We start from the raw sequence: 19,749 nt of genomic DNA on the forward strand, positions 1-19,749 counted from the left end.
AAGCGAAAATCTAAAAAATTTAAGAGCTAATAGGGTTTAATAGCTGGTATTTAATAACAACTAAGCTTGCGCGCGGCGGCGTTCAACTTCACTGCCTTGTACCGGCTCATCAATCTCTTTGACTAAATGAAAGTCAAAATCGATACTGGCATACGGCGCGTCCAATCCTTTTTCTTCTAGCTTGTCCGCGTCTTCAACCATCGTCACTTCTGGTACCAAACCTTCACGGCTAGCAAAGGCAAAGTCATCCCACAGATATTCATCACCATCGATGTTAATCTGCGTGGTTACTTTACGATGACCATCAGCACTGGCAAAGAAGTGAATGTGGGCTGGGCGATGACCATGACGTCCGAGCGCGCTCAAGACTTTTTGGGTCATCCCTTCTGGCGGTACTGAGTACCCTAATGGGACGATACTGCGAAAAGCATAACGGCCGTTTTCATCGGTGATAATGCTACGACGTAGGTTAAAGTGCGACTGCGACTCATCAAAGAAAGAGTAATTGCCTAAGCTATTGGCATGCCATACTTCAACCTTGGCATTTGGGATAGGGTTACCATCCTCGCCATAAACGTATCCTTGCATAAACAGCACCGTGCCATTGTCAAGATCAGTGCCATCATCTAAACGCGCAAAGCCTTTTTCTTCTGGCGCCCCAGCGACATAGAGTGGACCTTCGATGGTACGGACAGTACCACCGTCAAGACCCGCGGCTTTTAAGTCTTCTTCAATCATCAAATCCATAAAGTGATCAAAACCCAGACCCGGTGAGAGTAGACCGGCTTCTTTGCCTAGATCGCCGATATATTCAACCCCCGCCCAATATTCATCTGCGGTGATGTTGAGATCATTAATGGTTTGCATGAGATCGGTTACGATGCGTAGGACGATTTCTTGTACGCGTGGATTGACTTGATCAGGAAAATCAATCTTGCCTTTGATGAACTGGTTGGCTAGCGCTTCAATTTGAGTACGTTCCATGTCTCTCTCCTAGTTGGGGAATTATTTAAATAACTATGTAACTCATGAAAATGGTATCAAGTGATTTTACTCAATATGTTGGTACATCTAACAAGTAGTTTTACGGGTTTAGCTGTTATCAATTCTTAACTGTCATCACTGCGCACAGAAGAGGGATGACGCAACAAGGGCGTGACCTCAACTTTCATATACGGATAAAGGGGTAGCGACATCATGATGTCGTGTAGCTCTTCGTTGCTATCGACATCGAAGATACTAAAGTTAGAATACTCGCCTGCCAAACGCCAGATATGACGCCATTTGCCTTGCTCTTGTAGCTGTTGCGAGAGTGCCTTTTCGGTGGCTTTTAGCTCGTTAACCTTATCAGCATCCATATCTGTCGGTATCAAGACATCCATTCTCACGTGATATAACATTGCTATTTCCTTATTAATTATTAATGAATAAATAAATTTAACTATATCGCTATCATCTAATATTTATAGCTGCTGTGTTTAAGTTTCAGCAGGATATTTCTTTGACTCCGAAAGCTTGGGTAAGATGACGCCGCCTTGTTCGGCATAGTGATAGACCTTGTCTTTATCGACTTCGATACCAAGTCCAGCGCCTGTCGGAACAGTTAAGCCAAAGGTTTGATAATCCAGTGGCTGTGCTAGCACATCATCCGTCAGTAAGAGTGGGCCAAAAAGCTCTGTATCGAAGTTTAAGCTAGGATAAGTCGAAAACACATGCGCCGATGCAGCGGTGCCGATAGGACCTTCTAGCATCGTGCCACCATACAGCTCAATACCAGCCAGATGTGCCATTTGGCCGATCAGACAAGCTGCTTTGAGTCCGCCTGCTTGATTGATCTTTACGGCAAAGACATCAGCACAGTGATTGGCAGCTAATTGAAAAGCGTTCTGTGGATCATGGACAATTTCATCTGCCATGATGGCTACATCAAAGCGCTCTTTTAAGCGTTTTAGACCCGCTTGATTGCGCATAGAGATAGGTTGCTCTATCAAATCAACGCCGCCCGCTTGCAGTAGGCCAATACCTTGCATCGCGTCAAGCTCCGTCCATGCTTGATTGACATCGACCGTAATACGACAGTCAGGTAAGGCTTTTTTAATTGCCAATACGTGCGCCACATCATCAAGGATAGGGTTGCTGCCGATTTTTAATTTAAAGATGCGGTGTTTTTTTTGCTCGACCATTTGCTTGGCTTCGCTGATATCAGTTGCGGTATCACCGCTGGCAAGCGTCCAAGCGACTTCAATGCGATCACGTACGCGTCCACCGATGAGCTCGCTAACGGGTAGGTTTAGGCGTTTGCCTTCAATGTCGAGTAGGGCGGTTTCAATGGCGCATTTGGCAAAGCGGTTGCCATTGATGTGTAGACTGAGCAGCTGCATGGCTTTTGCCGTGCTCGCTGGCTGCTCTTTTAGTAGCAGGGGGGTAAAGTAGGTATCAATATTAGTCTTGATACTGTGAGGGCTTTCTTCAGCATAGCTTAGACCACCGATAGTGGTCGCTTCGCCCCAGCCTTCATAGCCATCTTCTGTTTGAATATGTACTAAGACTAATACTTGCTCTCTCATGACCGTACAAGCAAGCTTATGCTCTCGAATCGTCGGTATCGGTACTAGCAAGGTGTTAATTGAGCGAATCATAGTTGTCCTTAACATAAGCGTTATCTTTAATTTATCAGTCGTACATCCTTATGCTTAATAAGAACTATAGATGCTAAATAAAGACATGTCTAAGACCTATTAAGTTCGTTTTTAATACCTTTTAGGTATTTTATTGTTTAACCTTCATCATGTTATGTTCCCATAGGTATAAAGCTCACCCCCTATCATCAACTTTTAAAATGTTTATTTAAAACGCATTTATAGCCCAATCAAGGAAGAGAAAAATGGAACTTAGGCATTTACGCTACTTTGTGGCAGTAGCAGAAGAAAAAAGTTTCAATAAGGCCGCCGAAGAAAAAAGTTTCAATAAGGCCGCCGAACGTCTATTTATCTCACAACCTCCGCTTAGTCGGCAGATAAAACAATTGGAAGAAGAGATAGGAGTGACGCTCATTGATAGAGAAAATCGCCCTTTAAAACTTACTGAAGCGGGGGAGTTTTTTTATGATCATGCCATTCAGATATTGACAAAATCAGACAATCTGCGTGCTATGACAATGCGTAAAGGCAACTTTGATAGCTCGTTATCTATAGGTTTTGTATCGTCAATACTGTATGGCATATTGCCAAGAGTGATTGCACGCTTTCGTGAGATTTATCCCAATATAAATATTAAGTTATATGAGCTGAACTCTTGGCAGCAAACACAAGCGCTGACAGAAGGTAAAATAGATGTGGGTTTTGGCAGGCTTTTATTTGAAGATGCCTCTATTAGACGGTTGTTATTAAGAGAAGAAAGCTTAGTCGTCGCCGTCCCTTCTGGGCATCGTTTGGCACAAGAACAACAAACTGGCGTTCGCCTAATGGATTTAACAAACGAAAATTTATTACTCTATCCAACCGCGCCGCGTCCTAGCTTTATTGATTATGTATTAGAGTTATTTGAAGCACGTAACCTAAAGGCGAATTATTTTACAGAAGTCCGTGAGTTACATATCGCTTTAGGTCTCGTAGCGGCAGGAGAAGGGCTGACCATCGTACCAAAGACGCTTGAGCATATGCGTAGTCAGGAGGTGGCTTATATCCCGTTTGAAGATGGGCTATTAACCTCTCCTATTGTCATGAGTGTGAGGCATTTTGATAAGTCGAAGTTATTAAAAACTTTATTAGCAGTCACTTACCAAATATACGATGAAGAAGGTTTTGACTACAAGCGTGAAGAAATATAAGAAACGTGAAGAGATATAAGCATTAACCATTAGGAATAGTGCTTATCTTATGCTTTGCCCCAGTTTAATAGCCGCGGCAATATTGGCCGCAGTGGTCTCGATATTTTGATAAGCGCTGCCTAACACCTTATCAAGAGTGTCCAGCTTTTGGATACTCGGAATGACGACGTCAAACCCAGTGGTCTGAGCTGGCGCAAGGCCGTCAACGCTACCGCAAATAGCGATCACGGGCTTGTGATTGGCTTTGGCAAGTTGACTGATACCGCCAGCGACTTTACCCATTAAAGTTTGTGCATCAAGTTTACCTTCGCCAGTGATGACCAGATCTGCATTAGCAATATGCTCTTCTAGACTGACAGCCTCAGCGACGGTATCAAAGCCTGATTTAAGATTAGCGCCGCAAAAGGTCGTTAAGGCATAGCCAAGACCGCCTGCTGCCCCTGCGCCTGCGATATTTTGGTAATCCTGATAGCCGTGCTGTCCAGATACCATTGCAAAGTGACTCAAGGCTTTATCTAATAGCGCCACTTGCTCTGGATTGGCGCCTTTTTGTGGTCCAAAGATAGCACTGGCTCCTGAGGATCCGCATAACGGGTTGGTTACATCGCAGGCGACCTCAAAGACGGTATCTTGCAGCTTTGGATGAAGCTCTGCACCGTCTATCTGTTGCAAGTTGATAAACTCACTACCACCTTGTGCCAAAGGCTTGCCATCATGGTTATAGAAATTCATTCCTAAGGCCGTTGACATTCCCAAACCAGCATCGTTGGTGGCACTACCGCCCAGACCGATAATGATGCGTTTGACGCCCTCACTCAAAGCATCCGCAATAAGTTCGCCAACTCCGTAGCTGCTGGTAATGAGCGGATTGCGCTCATCCGTCTTCAATAGATGTAGACCGCAGGCGTGAGCGATTTCAATCACAGCTGTCTTGTTTTCTAATAACAGATACTTGGCAGTAATTGGTCGCATTAATGGATCGTTCACAACCACGTTTTTCCAGCGCCCGCCCAACACATACGAGAGCACCGCAGAGGTGCCTTCGCCGCCATCTGCCATGGGCAATAATGTATAGTCTGCATCAGGAAAAACCTGACTAAACCCAGATTGGATGGCGCGACAAACTTCTAGCGCTTCTAAGCTTTCTTTAAACGAGTCAGGGGCGATTAAAATTTTCATGAAGCTCTCTTGGAATATCTAAGTAAAAATAAAGTGGCTAAGCAAGATTCTTTTATAAACGCTATTCTCTAGCAATTTATTTAATAAAATTAGTTAAATAAATACCAAAGTTAATAACCAGATAAACAATATGCTGGTAATACCTTGAATACCGGTAGCCATTGAATGAGCTTTATAAGCTTGTGCCACACTCATACGACTAAACTGGCTGACAATCCAAAAGAAGCTGTCATTAGCGTGCGAGATGGTCATCGCGCCTGCGCCAATCGCCATCACACAAAACACCCGTCCAAGCTCACTGTCGAGACCAATTTGACCCAATAACGGTGCGACCATCGCTGAGGTGGTGACCAATGCAACTGTGGTTGAGCCTTGAGCAGTTTTTAGCGCAGCAGACACAATAAATGGCATAAAAATACCGAGCCCTAATGCGGACAAAGTAGTACCTAAATAGTCGCCTATTGGCGTGACTTTTAGCATCGCACCAAATGCACCGCCAGCCCCAGTAATCAAAAGGATTGGTGCTGCTACGACTAGACCTTGAGAGATCGCATCACTAACTTGTTGCGTCTTCTCTTTACCATTTATTAATAAAAATGATAAAAACAGACCGATAAGTAGGGCGGTAAGTGGATTACCAATAAATATGAGTATGTCAGCCAATAAGCCCTCTCCTAAAGGGGCGGTAGGGAAGTTGGCAATAGAAGACAAACAAATCAATACGATAGGAACAATAATAGGCAAAAACGCCATCATGGCTGACGGCATACTGCCATAATCATCGCGGGTTTTGATATTGTCAGGCATTGTCGCTGCAGGTGCACTTATATTGTCTGGTTCGACATTAAGGAAACGGTTTGACCACAACCAGCCCGCCAATACAGCGACGGCCGTGACGACAACACCAACCATAATGACCAAACCTAAATTTGACTCTAATCCTAAGTTCCCAGCTGCAGCAATGGGTCCTGGAGTAGGTGGTACAAATGTATGGGTGGCATATAGGCCAGTTGCTAAAGCAATACTCATGGCCACGCTTGATACTTTTAAGCGCTCGGCTAAAGATTCTTTTAACGAGTTTAGAATGATAAATCCTGAATCACAGAATACAGGAATTGAGACGACGGCGCCGACAATAGACATGGTCAGCGTAGGAAAGCGTGGCCCTAAAAAGTTAATAACCGTTTCGGCCATTACAATTGCTGCGCCCGTCTTTTCAAGAATTAACCCGATAATAGTACCAAATACAATCACTAGACCAATGTAACCTAAGATGCCACCAAATCCATCAGAGATAGTCTTAGCAACGGTATCAAGGGGCACTTGATAAAATAGCGCTACCAAAAATGCCGATAGTATCAATACTAAAAAAGGATGCCATTTTAATTTTGCGGTGGCAAAAATAATAAAAAGAATGGTTAATACAAGCCAAAATACTATCATGACTATCTCTATTTGGTTGATATCTTAGTTAACTATCAATGCAGCTATAATTTAATCAGGCATCAATAGCGATATAGATTTTTAAAAGGGCATATTCTATAGTAAATACATGCTGCTAGGAAATCTATTCGACAAGGTATTCAACGCAGATATGCCTTTGTTAATGGTAAAAATCCTATACTCTGCTAGTATGTGGTTTTTGTTTTATATGCATTAACTTCAGGATGACTGCTTTGACCACATTTACACTACCAACCATTGCCAATATAGAAAATAATGACCTACGTCAGCAGCTACAACAAATTATAGACCTTAAAACCAAACCACTTGGCGCGCTGGGTCGTTTAGAGTCGCTGGCGCTGCAAATCGGTATGATTCAAGGGACGACGAGGCCGCAGATTTATCAGCCGCAAATTCGAGTATTTGCCGCCGATCATGGTTTAACTAAGCATGGCACCTCAGCCTATCCAAGTGCCGTCACCGCGCAGATGGTTTATAACTTTTTGCAGGGTGGTGCTGCTATCAATGTCTTGGCGCGTCAGCATGATATCGAGCTAAAGGTCGTCGATGCTGGGGTAGATGCAGACTTTGCCAATTCTCCTTTTAAAGACCATCCACAATTGCTCGATTATAAAGTTCGTCATGGTAGCCGAGACGCGCTCACAGAGCCCGCCATGACAGCAGAAGAGTGCTTAGCTGCACTAGAAAACGGTATGAAAGTGGTTAAAGGCTTGGCGGGTAATTTGCTCATCGTCGGTGAGATGGGTATTGGCAATACGTCGGCGGCGAGCCTGTTACTGGCACGCTTGGGTGAGGTGTCGATTACTGATTGTATCGGCCGCGGTACGGGGCTTGACGATGCGGGACTACAGCATAAGACAACAATTTTGACCCAAGTATTGCAGCGGCATAAAAACGCACAGACGCCATTAGAAGTACTGGCGGCATTAGGTGGGCTTGAGATCGCCATGATGGCAGGGGCGCTGATTCAGGCCGCTAGCGAACGCCGTATTTTATTAATCGATGGTTTTATTGCCAGCAGTGCGTTATTGGCTGCCGAGCATCTAGCGCCAGGTGTCGCTCAATATGCTATTTTCGCCCATCATTCAGTCGAGCCAGGGCATGCGCATTTATTAAAATTACTAAATGCTGAGCCATTACTTAATATGGGTATGCGTTTGGGCGAAGGTAGTGGCGCGGCGCTTGCTTATCCTCTATTGCAGTCCGCTTGTGCCATTATCAATGAGATGGCAAGTTTTAGTGATGCTGGCATTAGTGAGCAAAACAGCTAATGTCACAGTTATCAAAAAAGCCATCTAAACAATCATCAAAACAGCCATTCAATCGACCAAAGCCGTCACAGCAGTCTTCGCCTAAAAGCATTGGTCAATTCATAAAGCACGAATGGACACTGTTACTGGTTGCCATGCAGTTTTTAACGCGATTACCCGTACCGCCATTCAAAAATTATAATCCGCAGTGGTTACACCAAAGCAGCCGTCATTTCCCTGCAGTCGGTTTGCTGGTTGGGCTACTTTGCGCTGGCGTGTTTTGGCTTGCCAGTGTGCTATTTACGCCCTTAGTTGCTGCGGTGCTAAGTACGGTATTCGGGATTAAGCTCACGGGCGCTTTTCACGAAGACGGTCTTGCCGATAGCTGTGATGGTTTGGGCGGCGGTCTGACTCGTGAGCGTACTTTAACCATCATGAAAGACTCGCGTTTAGGGACATATGGCGTGTTAGGTCTGGTGTCAGCATTATTGCTAAAAATCTCCTTATTAGCCGCTATGCCGTTATCGGTGGCTATCGTTGCACTGATTATTGGTCATACCGCGTCGCGCTTATTATGCATTAGCTTGCTTGCGCTGCTGCCGTATGGCGGTGAGATAGAGCATGCTAAAGCCAAACCGATGGCGCAGCAGTTGACACCGCTACAAGGGTTTTTCAGTAGTGGTTGGTTGCTAATGGCAGGAGTTTTAGTAATGGTTACATTTCCTAATGCCATACAGCAGATTAGCATCGGTCAGTGGTTATTGGCTTTGGTGTTGGCTTTAGTTGCCACTGATTATATGCGGCGCTTATTACGTAGGCGTCTGGATGGCTATACGGGTGATGGACTAGGGGCGACACAACAGCTGAGTGAAGTTGCCATTTATGCAGGTTTGGCAGCGACTATACCTTTTTTATAATTCAAAAGAAATCTAAAGTATATAATCAGTCCTAAATGAAATGAGTACAAGTATCATAACGCGCTACTGGGTAAATTTTCCTTGCTTGCTGTGCCTGCGCAGACAGATGCTACGAAAAATTTATCCCAGTAGCACTGTGTGCGTTTTATAGCGGATTGGCTACAAAGAAGAAGGCTAATTGATCAATGACTCTTTATATCTGGCGTCATCCTAAACCCATTGCTGCTGAGGGTATCTGTATCGGTCAGACGGATATCAGAGTAGATAGGCGTAAATTAAAACGCCTTGCCAATCAAATCGAGCGCTTTACTCGTGTTCATCAATTGCCTAAAGTCATTTGGGTAAGCCCATTACAACGCTCACTAAAAGTCGGACAGATATTGTCGCAACGTGGCTTTCAATGTCGAATTGCGCCAGAGCTTGCAGAGATTGATTTTGGCGAATGGGATGGTCGCCCTTGGGAGCAAATCGCTAAGCAAGAGATTGATGATTGGTGTGATAACTTTGCGCACTTTGCGCCCGATAATGGCGAAAGTTTGCAGCAGCTATTTGACCGTGTTAAAGGGTGGTTGAATAAAGTCTCGACTGAATCCAATCACACCCCAATACTAGCGGTTGGTCATGCAGGCTGGATTAATGCTGCCAAGATGATTGATGCTGGCCAAGATATACCGCAGATAGCTGCTGATTGGCCATCTTCAGTTGCTTATAGGGAGTGTAGTTATTTGAGGTTTTCGGGCCTTTAGCTATGGTTTATTTTTTTCTAAACGGCATCACGAGCAACCCCCATAGTGAGGCGTTTTGTTTGGGTGATGGATATTCTTTTAGCCCAATGTCTAGCTCGTTATCAGACTTCTGCGCAGCGCCTTTATAACTACCAAAAATCCAATCCCACCAGATGACGCTAAAACCATAGTTTGAATTGGTCTCACTGCCGCGCTGACTGTGGTGAATACGGTGCAAAATCTGCGTCATCAATACGAGGCGCGCAGGTTTTTCAATGGCAGGTGGCAGACGAATATTGGCATGATTAAACATTGCCAAGCTATTTAGCGCAATCTCAAATATCAGCACTGCAATGGCAGGAACGCCCAATAAGCTGACGGCAACGAGCTTCACTAAAATGCTTAAGACAATCTCAATGGGATGAAACCTTAAGCCTGTGCTAGCGTCGATATGCGCATCAGCATGATGGACTTTATGCAAACGCCATAAAATAGGCACACGATGAAATAATCGGTGCTGCCAGTAAATAATAATGTCGAGCAATATTAAGCTTAATACGATGACTAGGAAGCTTGGCAAATCAATTATATTGAATAGACCAATTCCATGCTGCTGATTATAAAGTGCCACAGCCGTTAGACCCACAGGCACTGCTAGGCGAGCAATAACAGATGACGCAAACACCAAACCAAAGTTAGCAAACCAGCGTTTACGGTTTTTGATGGGCGCGGTGCGGGCAGGCATGCGCCATTCAATCAGCATCATAATCACTAAAATGCTCAAAAAGAATCCAAGCCGCCACCATACTTCGTTAGTCATTGCTTACCTCTTGATTTGTACAAACTGCATACTTTAATGAGCATCTGCTTCTAGTTGTTTAAGGGTATGATAACCGCCATGGATACGGGTAAAAATCGTAATCGCGCAGGCAGTTGCAAAGATGCTAGCGAGTAGCACAAAGTGCTGCGGCCAAATGCAAAAGGCAACAAACAGCGCAATAGTCTCAGTGCCTTCTGTCAAACCATTTAAATAGTAAAAGCTTTTATATTTAAACTGTGGTTTATCCAGTTTAAACTTTTCGGCAGCAATCGCAAATGCCAAAAAGCTGGAGCCTGTACCAATGAAAGCGGCGAGTAACAATGCACCTGCAATGGCGTTTTGTTCAGGGTTTGCCAAGATAAATCCCAGCGGCACTGCTGCATAAAAGAGAAAATCAAGCGTAATATCTAAGTAGCCGCCTGCGCTTGAGCTTTGCTTAGCATGGCGAGCGAGAGCGCCATCAAGACCATCAAAAATACGATTTAATACAATCGCCGCCAGTGCGCCATACCACAGCTCAAACGCTAGCAGTGGCAACGCTAACATGCCGATTAAAAAGCCCGCTACCGTGAGCTGATCAGCGGTGATGCCGCGCTTGTGCAAGACAACGACCACAGGGGCGAGCATTGGCTTAATCATGGGCGTAAGAAACTTGTCTAGCATGCGCTTGCCTTTTGTATTTCGCTTTGGTGTTTAAGGTTATAATTCTAAGACTATAGGTCTAAAACGACAGACCTAAATGAATCACTTTCCCCTTTGCGGCTTCAGCATCGCTATGGTCGTGCGTGACCATGATAGCGGGCAGTTTATGGGTGCGGATTTGCTCAAATACCAATTGGCGCGTATCTACTCGTAGCTGGGTATCGAGCTTGCTAAAAGGCTCGTCTAGCAGTATCGCTTTTGGCTCGCTCAATAGCGTTCTAAGTAGCGCCACTCGTGCTTGTTGCCCGCCCGATAAATTGTCAGGATGACGATTTTCCATGCCCGCTAGCCCCACTTGTGCCAGCGCCTGTTCTATTTTTTCACTACGCTGTTTTCTATCGCCCATTTTATTACTTTTAGGCATCGCAAAAGCAATATTACCCGCTACTGATAAATGCGAAAACAGTAGTGCATCTTGATACAGTACCCCAATATGACGCAGGTGCGTCGGCAGATGGCTTACATTTTTATCATTTAGCCAGACCTCACCAGTAGCGGTAAAACCGTTTGGTAAAGTACCTGTTAGCCAGTTCAATAAGCTCGATTTACCACTGCCAGATGGGCCCATGACGGTCAATATTTCACCACCAGCAATTTGCTCATCTAGGCTGAGTAATAGCGTGCCTTCTCGATATAACTGTAAGTCTTTTATCTGTAACGATGATTGCATCAAGGACCCTTTATGTACGTTTTTAACGACTGATATTTTCACAGCTACCTGACTCTTAATTTAGTATGGACGAACGTAGGCTGTGGCTTTAGCCCAGCATTTTGCTTTTGCAAAGATTTAAGCTGAGCTAAAGCCACAGCCTACGCCAACTGTTTCTTTAAAGTGGAGCGCTTATAGATGTTATTTCTAACGAGTGCCACTTTTAAAGAAATATTTGGGCAATACCCACGCCAATATAAAGCCAATTAACGGTAACGCCATTTGGATGATGGCGTACACCGCACTGGTGCGCCTACTGGCACCATTGGCGAGAGTCACCGCTTCTGTGGTGATGGTGGCTATACGTCCGCCGCCTGCTAACAACGTCGGCAAGTATTGACCAAAGCTAATCGCTAAACCAAGGGCGATAGCAATTAACAGAGGCGCAAACAGTTGTGGTAATTTCACCTGCAAAAATACTTTAGCAGGAGTTGCACCAAGGCTCGCGGCTACATGAGCAAAACGAGGGTCTAGACGCCTGTAGCTACTGGCAAGCGATAAAAACACATAAGGCAGTACAAAAAGCAGATGGGTAAACGCCACATTAAAAAACGCTGTTTGGTTATTCACCAACTGCTGTAGCCACACCAAACCAAATAAAAAGGCAATGCTGGGCACTAACAGTGGCAAATAAATAATAAAACTGGTCAATGTTGAAAGTGGTTTTTGACTTAATTGCTCAGCTTCTAGACATAACAAAGTCAGCACAATGGCAAATACGGTGCTTACGATACCGATAGCAAGAGTATTAAATAATGGCGTACCCATTTGCGTAAAAGCACTTTGAAAATGTAATAACACTAACTGCTCTGGCAATACGGCGGGAAAGCGCCAAAAACCAGCCACTGACCACATGACCAGACCAATGAGCGCCAGCAAAATAAAGCCTATCACCACAGTGGTAAGCGTGGCGGTGATTTTTTGCCAGAGTGCATCTGCATAGTGGCGCTTGCCATTTATCAACGTGCCATTAAAGCAAGCTTTTATCGCTCTCTCGCTACCAAGCCACAAGGCGATTAAACCACCCGTCAACGCCAGCTGTAATAACGCGCCCGCCGAGGCTTTTATACGTAAGTTCAAGTCAACATCGTTAAACCATTGCATGATAGTGACTGCCAGCGTGGGCGGCGTATTTGGACCTAATATCAATGGCATCTCTACGCTGGCACTGGCATAGGCCAGCACGGCTAAGATAGGCAAACGTAAAAAAAGGATAGAGGACAGGGAGTACGGCTTTAAAAAAGGCAGTGATGGGATAATAACCGAGATTTAGCGCGACTTTATATTGCTGACGCAGCTTTTTACCCAGCTCTGGTTGTGCCAAAGCGCCTAGTGCCATAAGTAATAAAAACGGCAGCTCTTTTAACGTCAAACCTAAAATAATACTGATGCCGTACGGGTCATGTGGAAACATGCCGCCTGGCGCCAACTCCCAGCCACTTAGCCACGGTGTGGAAACATGCCGCCTGGCGCCAACTCCCAGCCACTTAGCCACGGTGAAATAAGGCGTGAAAACATACCAGAAGGCGCAATTAAAAAAACCAACTGCGATGGCTGCCGCTGCATGAGGAATGACCAAGATTGGACTCAGTAAACGCTCAATACGAGTCAGCCAAATGCTATTAAAAAAATGCTGCCAAGATCATTAAAGTCATGACAAAGGCGAATAGCGTGCTGATTAATCCAGTGGCGATGCTTAACGCTACCATTTGGGTAAGACCCGGCGTCTGCCAAAGATCGTTAAAACCTTGTAGACTAAGAGTCGTTTTCTCAAGTGCAGGGACCCAGCTAAAGGCAGGTAATAGCACGCTGAGTAAACCACCGAGCACGGGTAATATCAGCAGTAGCAATAAAAATTTTGGACTTAAAGATACAACGCCCGTAAAGATGCGCGTAGATAGGTCTGTCTGGTAAGGCGCTGTCGTTTTCGTATTTGTATCAGCCCTTTTGTTGTTAGAATCGTTACTCATGGGCTGACCCCATAACGCGCCTGCCAGCCTTGCATAATGGCATCAACCCAGCTTGGATGTGGTTCACTTACGGTACGTTTTATCGCATCAACCGGTAGGGCGCTCGGATGCGGTTTGTTAGTCTTGAATAATGCTTGTTGCTCAGGGTCGAGCGTCGATTGGATGAGTACGGTTTTATCACCCCACACAGAAGAGGTCTGCTTTTTAGCCTGTGCTTCTGGGCTTAGCAAGAAGTTTGCGACCAGCTGCGCGGCTTGTGGGTGGCTGGCGTTATAAGGAATGGCCACAAAATGAGTGTTACTTAAGCTGCCATCGCTCATGGCATAGCTACGAATGCTCTTGGGTAAATCATAACGCTGCACGGCCGCAGGAATTTCAGGCGCGGAAAAGCTAAAGGCTAAGCTAAGCTCGGTATCATCAACCAAACGCCGCATGTGCGCGCCCGTTTGCACAAATTGCTCACCCTTACGCCAGAGGGTTGGATGAAAGTTGTCTAAGAACTTCCATAGAGGGGCTAATACCATGTCTATATTTTGCTCTGTGGCTGGCAGGTTGAGCTGTGCTTTGATATTTTCGCCTGTTTTAGCATCTTGCTGCTCAAGTAGCATGACTAAAGCGTATTTTAAAAAGCTCATGCCTAAAAAGTCAGGCGGCTTTGGGTAGCTGAAACGCCCGGGGTTTTGCGCCGTCCAATTGACCAGCTCATTTAGGGTGGTTGGTGGCTTATTCGTCGATAAGCTGTCGTAATAAAAGGTCAGCGAGGCTTGTCCCCATGGCGCTTCCATGCCATTGGTTGGCACACCAAAATCAAAGTTTACGGCAGGATTATTATCTGGATCGGTCAGCGCGAAGTTAGGCAGCTTGTTCGCCCATTGTTTCAGTAATAATGAGTTCTCACTCATGGTGGCAAAGTTTGCGCCATTTATCCAGATGAGATCCACGCTGCCTTCATCATTATTATCGGCTGATTTTTCCGCGAGTACACGGCTGACGGCTTCACTGGTGTCGCTCAATTTGACATGAACCAAATTGATATTATATTTATCATCGACTTGCTCGGCGGCCCACTGTAGATAGGTATTGATCTGAGGGTCACCGCCCCATGCATAGAAGTAAACGTCTTGGTTTTTACCTTGCACCTCTATCTGCTGCCAAGATGATAAATTTTGATTAAGGTCATCGGTAGTGGATGAGGCAGTGCTGGCTGATATGCTGGAAGAAATAACCGTACAAACGCTAAGCGCTACAGCATAGGTGCTATAGCGGCTTAAGTTTTTTAATGTTGCCAAAGCTGGTAAAGATTTAATAACGTACATTTATGTTCTCGTTATAACCTGTGTTAAATGTCATTCAATCATAGATTCTGAAGCGTGTTGTTGGTACAAATTTTCTTCGCTTGCTGTGTGACTTCGTCACTCCAGAGGCTTCAAAAAATTTATCCCAGCAGCACTATGCTGTTTTTGAGAGGCGTTTTTTATTTATCAAAAATAGCTTTCAGGCTCCTATGTTTCAAAATCAGCCAGCATCTTGGTGATGCGCTCATCTTTTTGGCGCCATATATGCTCAACCCATTCAAACATTCTGGCTTTGACGGCATCATCATTTTGATAACCACCATTTTGAACAGCCACGGACAAACCATCCGGTATGTCGATATAGCGGACATCGACGCCCAAGCGCTTGATATTACCTTTCCACAAGTCACTATAAGTCGGTACGCCATCAGGATAGACAATCGTCATATCCAATATACCGTCTACCTCTGCACCCAAGGCATTGATAGCTAGCGCCAAACCGCCTGCTCGTGGCTTGAGCAGATGCGTGTAGGGCGACTGCTGCTTTTCATGCTTAACAGGCGTAAAGCGCGTTCCTTCTAGATAATTGAGTAAAGTGAAAGGCTTGTCTTTAAGCAGCGCGCAGGCACGTTGTGCTTCTTTGAGATCTTGACCTTTTAAGGCGGGGTTCTTGGCGATATCCGCTCTAGAATGCCGACGCATCATAGGGAAGTCTAAAAAGTAAAAGGTTTGACCGACGATAGGAATGTATATCAATTCAAACTTGGTAAAAAACCGCGTCAAAGGCAGGCGATCTTGGCTAATATACTGGACAATACTGGTATCAACCCATGATTGATGATTGCTAATGAGTAGGTATTTGCCGTCTGTATATACGTCATCAGGTAGGCTGATGCGCCAGTCTTTTTGTGGTAACACCATGTCGATCACAGCGTTATTACTATTAATCCAATGATTGGCGATTTTGATCACCGCCTTGTCCGCGATAGCTGCGCCAGTAATCATTTTGGTCGCACCCATAAGCCACACAGGAATACTGCCAGCGAAGCTATTTCCTACAATGACGCCCGTCGCCGTTGCCAGCGATACTGCTTTGGCAAGTTTGGGCGTACGGTCGTGCATTTTTTGAAAAACGGATGCCAAGCGCATATCAAATCCTTTCTATTTGTCTGTTATTAGTTGTTATCAGTGTAATGGCATAATTTTAGCAGATATTCATATTCGTGCATCAATAGTGGTGTGACTGGTCATTACATATAACGGGTAATAATAAAAAACCAAAACCGCCAGCAGGCTTTATAGCGCTTATCCAATCGTCCAATGTGCGTTATACTTGCCGGCAATGAAATTATCAGTCAATACCATTTAGTTAAAACAAGAGAATCAAGAAACATGGCAAAAACACCTGCAAACAAAAAAGATAAAACAGACAATGGCAACTTTGAAGAAGCCCTTTGGGATGCTGCCAACAAGCTACGAGGTAGCGTCGAATCCTCAGAATATAAGCATATCGTCCTTAGCTTGATTTTCTTAAAGTTCATCAGTGATACTTTTGAGCAGCAGCGCCAAAAGCTGATCGATACAGGCTATGAAAAACATATCGACATGGTGCAAGCCTATACCAAAGATAACGTGTTCTACTTGCCAGAGGAGAGCCGTTGGAGTTTTATCCAGCAGAATGCCAAGCAAGAAGACATCGCGCTCAAAATCGACACTGCGCTTAGCACGATTGAGAAAACCAACCAATCATTAAAAGGGGCATTGCCGGATAACTACTTCTCGCGTCTTGGCTTAACGGCCAGTAAGCTTGCCGCTTTGATTGATGTCGTCAATAACATCGACACTATTGGCAATCCTTCCGAGGACACGGTAGGGCGCGTGTACGAGTATTTCTTAGGTAAGTTTGCCGCGACTGAAGGCAAGGGCGGTGGTGAGTTCTATACACCTAAGTCTGTGGTGAATCTAATAGCTGAGATGCTTGAGCCGTATCAAGGTAAAATCTATGATCCCTGTTGTGGCTCGGGCGGTATGTTCGTCCAGTCGATTAAGTTTATCGAGAGTCACCACGGTAATACCAAAGACGTGTCTATCTATGGGCAAGAGTACACCAGCACGACCTACAAACTCGCTAAGATGAACCTTGCCATTCGTGGTATCTCTAGCAACTTGGGTGATGTGGCTGCCGATACGTTCTTTAAAGATCAGCACGAAGACCTAAAAGCGGACTTCATCATGGCAAACCCACCTTTTAACCAAAAGGATTGGCGCGCCCCTGATGAGCTGGTCGATGATCCACGCTGGGCAGGGTATCCGACACCGCCGACGGGCAATGCCAACTATGCATGGATATTGCACATGATATCTAAGCTCTCTGAGCATGGAACTGCTGGTTTCGTATTGGCAAACGGCTCGATGTCCACCACAACCAGTGGTGAAGGCGAGATACGCGAGCAAATCATCAAAAACGATCTGGTCGATTGTATGATTGCGCTACCGGGTCAGCTGTTTTATACCACGCAGATTCCGGTGTGCTTATGGTTTATTAGTAAAGACAAGCAAGCCACCTCCGCTGATAGCAAAGCACGTGGATTGCGTAATCGTAGTGGTGAAACGCTATTCATTGATGCACGTGCTATCGGCAGTATGGTCGATCGTACACATAAAGAACTCACCACTGATGATATTGAGGCGATTGCTAAGACTTATCATGCATGGCGCGGTGAGAAGGAAGTAGGTGGTTATGAAGCCTATAGCGATGAGGCAGGCTACTGTAAATCGGCAAGCCTAGATGATATCAAAGCCAATGACTATGTGCTGACTCCTGGGCGTTATGTAGGTGCAGCAGCGATTGAAGATGACGGTATTCCGTTTGAGACTAAAATGCTAGAGCTAAGCCAAACGCTATATGCACAAATGCAAGAGTCTGAAAAGCTAGACGCTACCATTCGTCAGAACTTGGAGGTATTGGGTTATGGCGAGTGATTGGGAAGTAGTTTCATTAGTAGATCATTGTAAAAAAATTGGTAGTGGTGCAACGCCTAGGGGTGGGAGTAGCGTTTATCTCGAAGAAGGTGAAATCACATTAATAAGAAGTCAAAATATTTATAACGACGGTTTTAAAAAAGATGGTTTGGTCTTTATAACGGCAGAAGCTGCTGGAAAACTAAAAAACGTTATCGTGGAAGAAAATGATATTTTGCTGAATATCACTGGCGACTCGGTTGCTAGGGTTTGCATGGTCGACAATCAGGTCTTACCTGCCAGAGTTAATCAGCATGTTTCAATAATTAGACCTAAAGAAAGCTCGTTTAATCCTTTATATCTAAGGTATCAACTAGTATCACCGCAAGTACAACAATTATTATTAAATTATGCAAGTGCAGGTGCAACTCGACATGCTTTAACTAAAAGCATGATAGAAAACTTAGGTATTCCTAAACCAGATTTAGATACTCAAAACAATATTGCCCATATTCTTGGTTCTTTAGATGACAAAATCGAGCTAAACCGCCAAATGAACGAGACGCTAGAAGCGATGGCGCAGGCATTGTTTAAAAGCTGGTTTGTAGATTTTGATCCTGTCATTGATAATGCGCTAGCGGCTGGCAATGCTATTCCTGATGTGTTCGCTAAGCGTGCTGAGCAGCGTCAAGCCATTGAGAAAAAAGAGAACTCAAATATTCAGAATTTATTCCCTGATGAATTTGAGTTTACGGAGGAGATGGGGTGGATTCCGAAGGGTTGGGAATCTGGAACGCTTGCTGATATTTGCTTCTTCGGAAAAGGTAAAATAAATACCTCAGAACTCAGTTTGGAAAATTATGTTTCTACTGAGAATATGAATAAAGAAAAAGCGGGTATTTCTTACGCAGCAAGTATCGCGAGTACTAGTCAAGTTCCAAAGTTCTCTGTGGGACAAACCCTGATTTCTAATATACGTCCATACTTCAAAAAGATATGGCTTGCTAGTTTCAGTGGTGGTCGGTCAAATGATGTTTTAGGCTTTCAAGCTAATGATGCTGTAGCTAATGAATATCTATTTAGCCTTCTTTATCAGGACTCTTTCTTTGATTATATGACTGCAACGTCAAAAGGAACCAAAATGCCACGTGGCGATAAAGCAGCAATAATGAGCTGGTCAGTAGCAATACCTCCACTAATATTGATGGAAGAGTTTTCAAATAAAGTAAAACCTATGTATTTAGCAAATAATATTCGTTCAAAGCAGGCTATTTCTTTATCTGAACTCCGCGATACTCTTTTACCTAAGTTAATGTCAGGTGAGTTGCGTGTTTCTGCTGCTGCGATGTTAGAGGATGCATAGGTGAGCACTGCTGAGAGTTTTAGTAGGTTGAGTTTCAATAATCATTTGAAATATAGCGATAGAAAGTATGCAGAATAAAGTTCCATTACCTACAGATAATGTTTATAAATTCTTTGCTCTTTTCGGATTAATACTTTTAATATTTAGCTTAGGTGCGACCATATATATTACGAAAGAAGCTAATGTTCAGCTTATCGATATTGCTATTCAATTAGATAATGCAAATAGTAATAATTTTTCAGACGAGACTAAGAATATTATAGAAGGGTATAGAGAAGTCATAATTTCAGATAGGGATGGCTTTAATAATTTATTAGTCGGGCTAGCTATATTTGGCACTCTTCTTGGTTTGTTTGGTTTTTCGATATGGATGTTTAGAATACAGCCTCAACAAGATAAATTAGTTACTTTTCAACTAGAAAAATATAAGTACGAAGTAGATATTGAGTCCATTAAGAAAAGTGCAATTTTAGAACTTCAAATTGAGAAAGAAAAACTTGAAATTGAATTGCTTAAAAAGAAGCAATAATAAAATATTATTGCTCTTATCAAAAATATAAAAAAG

At 44.2% G+C, this 19,749-nt stretch carries 20 protein-coding genes; 7 read left to right on the top strand and 13 right to left on the bottom strand.

All coding sequences use genetic code 11. The annotated features are described in order from the left end of the window. Positions 1-60: 60 nt before the first annotated feature. The 3 genes from catA to PENNN9_RS05955 all read right to left on the bottom strand — a co-directional run bounded on the left by catA (position 61) and on the right by PENNN9_RS05955 (position 2,639). The gene (catA, locus tag PENNN9_RS05945) at positions 61-984 is read right to left on the bottom strand and encodes a catechol 1,2-dioxygenase (RefSeq protein ID WP_058368787.1); all 924 of its coding nucleotides are present in this window, start codon (positions 982-984) and stop codon (positions 61-63) included. Between the two features lie 125 nt (positions 985-1,109). Beyond that, entirely contained in the window at positions 1,110-1,400 is a 291-nt protein-coding gene (gene catC, locus PENNN9_RS05950) for a muconolactone Delta-isomerase (RefSeq protein WP_058368788.1), read from the bottom strand. Positions 1,401-1,478: 78 nt separating this feature from the next. Then, complete coding sequence (locus PENNN9_RS05955) at positions 1,479-2,639, bottom strand: muconate/chloromuconate family cycloisomerase (RefSeq protein WP_058368789.1); 1,161 nt, start codon at positions 2,637-2,639, stop codon at positions 1,479-1,481. Between the two features lie 245 nt (positions 2,640-2,884). Between PENNN9_RS05955 and PENNN9_RS05960 the strand changes: the two genes are divergently transcribed. Then, positions 2,885-3,829, top strand: coding sequence for a LysR family transcriptional regulator (locus PENNN9_RS05960; RefSeq protein ID WP_058368790.1), 945 nt, complete (start codon positions 2,885-2,887; stop codon positions 3,827-3,829). A gap of 42 nt (positions 3,830-3,871) precedes the next feature. On the opposite strand, the gene PENNN9_RS05965 is transcribed toward PENNN9_RS05960, so the two are convergent. Further along, the gene (locus PENNN9_RS05965; protein ID WP_058368791.1) at positions 3,872-5,008 is read right to left on the bottom strand and encodes a glycerate kinase; all 1,137 of its coding nucleotides are present in this window, start codon (positions 5,006-5,008) and stop codon (positions 3,872-3,874) included. A gap of 93 nt (positions 5,009-5,101) precedes the next feature. After that, positions 5,102-6,451, bottom strand: coding sequence for a GntP family permease (locus PENNN9_RS05970; RefSeq protein ID WP_058368792.1), 1,350 nt, complete (start codon positions 6,449-6,451; stop codon positions 5,102-5,104). Between the two features lie 233 nt (positions 6,452-6,684). On the opposite strand from PENNN9_RS05970, the gene cobT reads away from it, so the two are divergent. The 3 genes from cobT (at position 6,685) to PENNN9_RS05985 (ending at position 9,385) form a co-directional block, all read left to right on the top strand. Then, the gene (gene cobT / locus PENNN9_RS05975; protein WP_264752913.1) at positions 6,685-7,743 is read left to right on the top strand and encodes a nicotinate-nucleotide--dimethylbenzimidazole phosphoribosyltransferase; all 1,059 of its coding nucleotides are present in this window, start codon (positions 6,685-6,687) and stop codon (positions 7,741-7,743) included. Beyond that, positions 7,743-8,639 (top strand): adenosylcobinamide-GDP ribazoletransferase, encoded by an 897-nt coding sequence (gene cobS, locus PENNN9_RS05980; RefSeq protein WP_082638014.1) that lies wholly within the window; start codon positions 7,743-7,745, stop codon positions 8,637-8,639. The genes cobT and cobS overlap by 1 nt, the downstream gene beginning before the upstream one ends. A gap of 185 nt (positions 8,640-8,824) precedes the next feature. Further along, entirely contained in the window at positions 8,825-9,385 is a 561-nt protein-coding gene (locus PENNN9_RS05985; protein ID WP_058368794.1) for a histidine phosphatase family protein, read from the top strand. A gap of 7 nt (positions 9,386-9,392) precedes the next feature. Here the strand turns inward: PENNN9_RS05985 and PENNN9_RS05990 are convergent, their stop codons facing one another. The 8 genes from PENNN9_RS05990 to PENNN9_RS06015 all read right to left on the bottom strand — a co-directional run bounded on the left by PENNN9_RS05990 (position 9,393) and on the right by PENNN9_RS06015 (position 16,009). Then, positions 9,393-10,184 (bottom strand): sterol desaturase family protein, encoded by a 792-nt coding sequence (locus PENNN9_RS05990; protein ID WP_058368795.1) that lies wholly within the window; start codon positions 10,182-10,184, stop codon positions 9,393-9,395. A 33-nt stretch (positions 10,185-10,217) separates the two neighbouring features. Beyond that, complete coding sequence (locus PENNN9_RS05995) at positions 10,218-10,847, bottom strand: CDP-alcohol phosphatidyltransferase family protein (RefSeq protein WP_058368796.1); 630 nt, start codon at positions 10,845-10,847, stop codon at positions 10,218-10,220. Between the two features lie 58 nt (positions 10,848-10,905). Next, entirely contained in the window at positions 10,906-11,556 is a 651-nt protein-coding gene (locus tag PENNN9_RS06000) for an ATP-binding cassette domain-containing protein (protein ID WP_058368797.1), read from the bottom strand. A gap of 186 nt (positions 11,557-11,742) precedes the next feature. Next, positions 11,743-12,750 carry an ABC transporter permease gene (locus tag PENNN9_RS13355; RefSeq protein ID WP_264752914.1) on the bottom strand — a complete coding sequence of 336 codons (1,008 nt, stop codon included), beginning with the start codon at positions 12,748-12,750 and terminating at the stop codon, positions 11,743-11,745. Next, a complete protein-coding gene (locus PENNN9_RS13360; RefSeq protein ID WP_264752915.1) occupies positions 12,686-13,174 on the bottom strand; it encodes a hypothetical protein in 489 nt (162 codons plus the stop codon). The genes PENNN9_RS13355 and PENNN9_RS13360 overlap by 65 nt, the downstream gene beginning before the upstream one ends. A gap of 43 nt (positions 13,175-13,217) precedes the next feature. Further along, positions 13,218-13,565, bottom strand: coding sequence for a hypothetical protein (locus PENNN9_RS13365; protein ID WP_264752916.1), 348 nt, complete (start codon positions 13,563-13,565; stop codon positions 13,218-13,220). Then, complete coding sequence (locus PENNN9_RS06010; RefSeq protein WP_058368798.1) at positions 13,562-14,881, bottom strand: ABC transporter substrate-binding protein; 1,320 nt, start codon at positions 14,879-14,881, stop codon at positions 13,562-13,564. Before PENNN9_RS06010 ends, PENNN9_RS13365 begins: the two co-directional genes overlap by 4 nt. A 186-nt stretch (positions 14,882-15,067) precedes the next feature. Then, complete coding sequence (locus tag PENNN9_RS06015) at positions 15,068-16,009, bottom strand: acyltransferase (RefSeq protein WP_058368799.1); 942 nt, start codon at positions 16,007-16,009, stop codon at positions 15,068-15,070. 243 nt (positions 16,010-16,252) lie between these two features. Between PENNN9_RS06015 and PENNN9_RS06020 the strand changes: the two genes are divergently transcribed. From PENNN9_RS06020 to PENNN9_RS06030, 3 genes are all read left to right on the top strand, one after another. Beyond that, positions 16,253-17,842, top strand: a complete 1,590-nt coding sequence (locus PENNN9_RS06020) for a type I restriction-modification system subunit M (protein WP_058368800.1) — start codon at positions 16,253-16,255, stop codon at positions 17,840-17,842. Further along, positions 17,832-19,184, top strand: coding sequence for a restriction endonuclease subunit S (locus PENNN9_RS06025; protein WP_058368801.1), 1,353 nt, complete (start codon positions 17,832-17,834; stop codon positions 19,182-19,184). The genes PENNN9_RS06020 and PENNN9_RS06025 overlap by 11 nt, the downstream gene beginning before the upstream one ends. 67 nt (positions 19,185-19,251) lie before the next feature. After that, positions 19,252-19,713 (top strand): hypothetical protein, encoded by a 462-nt coding sequence (locus PENNN9_RS06030; protein ID WP_058368802.1) that lies wholly within the window; start codon positions 19,252-19,254, stop codon positions 19,711-19,713. Positions 19,714-19,749: the final 36 nt, after the last annotated feature.

This window comes from Psychrobacter sp. ENNN9_III, assembly GCF_001462175.1.
In the GTDB taxonomy this organism is placed as follows: domain Bacteria; phylum Pseudomonadota; class Gammaproteobacteria; order Pseudomonadales; family Moraxellaceae; genus Psychrobacter.